This window comes from Sulfitobacter sp. 1A15299 (genome assembly GCF_043556915.1).
Classification (GTDB): domain Bacteria; phylum Pseudomonadota; class Alphaproteobacteria; order Rhodobacterales; family Rhodobacteraceae; genus Sulfitobacter.
Window position 1 is genome coordinate 1 of record NZ_JBIFFJ010000067.1, and the last position, 3,592, is coordinate 3,592.

Consider the following 3,592-nt stretch of genomic DNA (forward strand, 5'->3'; position numbering starts at 1 on the left):
AGCTGGAACCACAAAATGGCCGCTAGACAAGATTCAATGGAGAGACGGACGCTTTGGATCGTTCTGGCGCTCAATATTGGTTTGGCCGTGGCCTTTTTCGCAACAGGCGCCTTCGGCGACTCAAGTGCCCTGATCGCCAACGGGCTCGATAACCTCTCCGACAGCTTCGTCTACGCGATCAGCCTTTTCGCTTTGTCCCGATCCGCCAAATGGAAACGCGGGGCGGCGAACGTTTCCGGCGGGCTGCTGATCCTGTTCGCTGCAGGCATCCTCTACGATGCGTGGCGCCGCTACATCGGTGGGTCAGATCCGCTCGGGACGATCATGATCGCCATGGCCCTGATCGCAGCAGCCATCAACGCGGTCTGCGTCTGGCTGCTCGCTAAGCTCAAAAATCCGGACGTCAACATCCGCGCGGCCAACACCTTCAGTTACAACGATTTCGCCGCGAACCTTGGGATCGTCGTGGCCGGTGGCCTCGTCGCCTGGCTAGGAACCAACTGGCCGGACCTCGTCGTCGGCGTGATTGTCGCCGAGATCGCGGCCTGGGGAGGTATCGACATTCTGCGCGACGCACACGGCGAACACCACAAAGCGGTTCACACGGACAAATAGTTGCGGGAGATTCTTTCTGAAAGAAAGGATTGAAGCTACAGTGACTATAGAAATTAGTTTTGTTCCAAGACGATTCGAGGGTAAGCGTCGTCTCGACCCCACGTTGCTGCTGATGGCTTCGGCTGCGAAGTGATCTCCATCTCATGATGGGGAGTGCGTTTCGCAATGTGCGCTACAAATTCGTTTCTCAAATCGCTGGGCGTCGAGATCTACGCGTCGGGTCATCGTCGGTGGCCGGATGAAGCAAAGGCCTTGGCCGTCTCGATGACCCTGGAAGCTGGAGCGACTGTAAATGCCGTAGCGGAGCGGTTTGGCATTCTGCCCAATCAACTTTCGGCGTGGCGACGAGAGGCCAAACAGGGCAAGCTGGTGCTGCCTGCAGCCGAAGTCGAGGAACCTGTCTTTGCGCCGCTCGTCGTCTGCGAGGTCGCCGAGGAGGAAGCGCGTCCGGAGGTAACATCGCAGGCGGCCCCGATCAGGATCATTCGGGGGCTGTTGTGATCGAACTGGCGCATGACATGCCCGTCGCCCGGGTCGCTGAGATCGTCCACGCGCTCGAGGCGCATCCATGCTGATGCCCTCGCAGGGTGTGCGGATTCTGGTGGCGACGAAGCCGGTCGACTTCCGCAAAAGCCATGACGGCCTCGCGGCCCTGGTCCAGTCTACTCTGGCGGAAGATCCGTTTACCGGAACGGTCTTCGTCTTCCGCTCGAAGCGCGCCGACCGAATGAAGATCCTATTCTGGGACGGCAGCGGGCTCGTGATGGCCTACAAGCGGCTGGAAGAAAGCACTTTCACCTGGCCTGCGATCAGGGATGGGGCCATGACGCTGAACCGGGCACAGTTCGAGGCCCTGTTTGCCGGCCTGGACTGGCGCCGTGTGCGATCGCTGGAGGTGCGCAGACCAGCTGTGGCAGAGTGACTCGCCCCAGGGAATGATAGGGCATCGACGCATTTGGCGCGGTATAATCTGCGCATGTCCAACGCCCCGCCCATCGACCTGTCCGCGATCCCCGAGAGCCAGCGCGCCGCCGTTCTGGCGCTGCTGCAGGAGAATGGTGCGCTGAAGGACGCAAACCGGCGCCTCGAGCATCTCGTCGCCGAGTTGAACCATGTCGTGCATGGCAAACGGTCCGAGAAGCTGAGCGAAGACGACCGGCAGCTGGCCTTCGAAGACCTGGAAACCGCCGTCACGGAGGTCGAGGCCCGCAAGGAGCAGGCCGCGCCATCCACCACGACGCCGCGCCGGAGACGGCAGCGCAATCTCGGCCATCTGCCCGCTGATCTGCCGCGCATCGAACGTGTCATCGAACCGGCGAGCCTTGAGTGCCCGTGTGGGTGCGGCCGCATGCACCGGATCGGCGAGGATCGGACCGAGCGGCTGGACATCGTGCCCGCGCAGCTTCGGGTGCTGGTCGACATCCGGCCGAAGTATGCCTGCGGCATCTGCTCGGATGGGGTCATTCAGGCTGTCGCCGCACCCCGGCTGATTGAAGGCGGGCTGCCGACCGAAGGGTCCATCGCACATGTCCTGGTGTCCAAGTTCGCGGACCACCTGCCGTTTTACAGACAGAGCCAGATCCTTGCCCGCTCCGGCATCCAGATCGATCGCAGCACCTTGGCGGACTGGGCTGGCACAGCGGCCTTCCACCTCGGCCCCGTGGTCGACAGGCTAACCGAGCATCTCAAGTCCTCCGGCAAGTTGTTCATGGACGAGACGACCGCCCCGGTGTTGGATCCGGGCCGTGGCCGAACCAAGACCGGCTACCTCTGGGCGCTTGCCCGGGATGATCGTGGATGGGGCGGCGATGACCCGCCCGGCGTGGTCTTCACCTATCGTCCAAGCCGTGCTGGCGCCCATGCCGAGCAGATCCTGCAGGGCTTCGACGGCATCCTGCAACTGGATGGCTATACCGGTTACGATCGACTGACGCGCCCCTCCCGCAAGGGCGGCGCGCCGATCACGGTGGCCCACTGCTGGGCGCAAGCGCGGCGCAAGCTGAAGGAGGTCTTCGACCGCGACGGCTCGGAAATCGCCGCCGAGGGCCTGCGCCGGATCGCTGAGCTCTACCGCATCGAGCTCGAGATCCGGGGCATGGGCCCGGGCCAACGTCTGTCGGCCCGTCAGGCCCGCAGCGCGCCCCTCGTGGCCGAGTTCGGTGATTGGCTGCAGGCACAGCGTCTGCGTATCTCGGTTAAGTCGCGCCTCGGCGAGAAACTGACCTACATCCACCGCCAGTGGGGCGGCCTGCAGACCTTCCTCCACGACGGCCGCGTCGAGATGGACTCCAACGCCGTCGAAAACCTGATCCGCCCGATCGCCCTGACAAGAAAGAACGCACTCTTCGCCGGCCACGACGAGGGCGGCCGCACCTGGGCCCGCATCGCCTCCCTGATCGCCACCGCGAAGATCAACGGCGTGGAGCCCTTCGCCTACCTCGAGGCGACCCTCGAAGCGATCACCGCCGGTCACCCCGCCAGCAGGATCGACGAGCTGATGCCCTGGAACTTCACCACGTCAAGCTGATCCCGCGTGGGGCGCAGACAGCGCTTACATTCGAGGAGCGACCCGTTGCATATGACCGACCCCCTACTTGTACCCACCAAACTACTGGATTTTGATGCCGCGCCTCTTGCGCATCTAATTGAGAACCGCAGCTGGCGCGGCTTATCCGAATACGATCGGATCGGAGCTGCCTATGATTTCGTTCGGAATGAAATCGCGTTCGGATACAATCGAGCTGACGACATCCCCGCATCGGAAGTGCTTTCCGACGGCTACGGGCAGTGCAATACCAAAGGCACGCTCTTGATGGCGCTGCTGCGTGGTGTCGGCATTCGTTGCCGGTTGCATGGGTTTACGATCCATAAAGGCTTGCAGCGCGGTGTTGTACCTGAGCTGGTGTATCCGCTTGCTCCGCAGGAAATTCTCCACTCATGGGTCGAGATCGAATTTCAAGGTGCCTGGATCAACCTT

General features: G+C 62.5%; 5 protein-coding genes. All 5 read left to right on the forward strand.

Annotation, left to right across the window (positions count from 1 at the left end):
* Positions 1-36: 36 nt before the first annotated feature.
* Positions 37-615, forward strand: coding sequence for a cation transporter (locus tag ACGYK7_RS19005; protein WP_271690428.1), 579 nt, complete (start codon positions 37-39; stop codon positions 613-615).
* 165 nt (positions 616-780) lie between these two features.
* Positions 781-1,116 (forward strand): transposase, encoded by a 336-nt coding sequence (locus ACGYK7_RS19010; RefSeq protein ID WP_276154111.1) that lies wholly within the window; start codon positions 781-783, stop codon positions 1,114-1,116.
* Positions 1,117-1,183: 67 nt separating this feature from the next.
* The gene (tnpB, locus tag ACGYK7_RS19015; protein WP_271690354.1) at positions 1,184-1,537 is read left to right on the forward strand and encodes an IS66 family insertion sequence element accessory protein TnpB; all 354 of its coding nucleotides are present in this window, start codon (positions 1,184-1,186) and stop codon (positions 1,535-1,537) included.
* 54 nt (positions 1,538-1,591) lie between these two features.
* Positions 1,592-3,142, forward strand: a complete 1,551-nt coding sequence (gene tnpC, locus ACGYK7_RS19020; RefSeq protein ID WP_394403940.1) for an IS66 family transposase — start codon at positions 1,592-1,594, stop codon at positions 3,140-3,142.
* Between the two features lie 51 nt (positions 3,143-3,193).
* A partial coding sequence (locus ACGYK7_RS19025; RefSeq protein WP_394403941.1) for a transglutaminase family protein occupies positions 3,194-3,592 on the forward strand: 399 nt, incomplete at its 3' end.

What these genes read in the sequence shown, in the direction of transcription:
- ACGYK7_RS19005 (WP_271690428.1), top strand. Translation starts at nt 37, where the DNA reads ATGGAGAGACGGACGCTTTGGATCGTTCTGGCGCTCAATATTGGTTTG.
- ACGYK7_RS19010 (WP_276154111.1), top strand. Translation starts at nt 781, where the DNA reads ATGTGCGCTACAAATTCGTTTCTCAAATCGCTGGGCGTCGAGATCTAC.
- tnpB (WP_271690354.1), top strand. Translation starts at nt 1,184, where the DNA reads ATGCTGATGCCCTCGCAGGGTGTGCGGATTCTGGTGGCGACGAAGCCG.
- tnpC (WP_394403940.1), top strand. Translation starts at nt 1,592, where the DNA reads ATGTCCAACGCCCCGCCCATCGACCTGTCCGCGATCCCCGAGAGCCAG.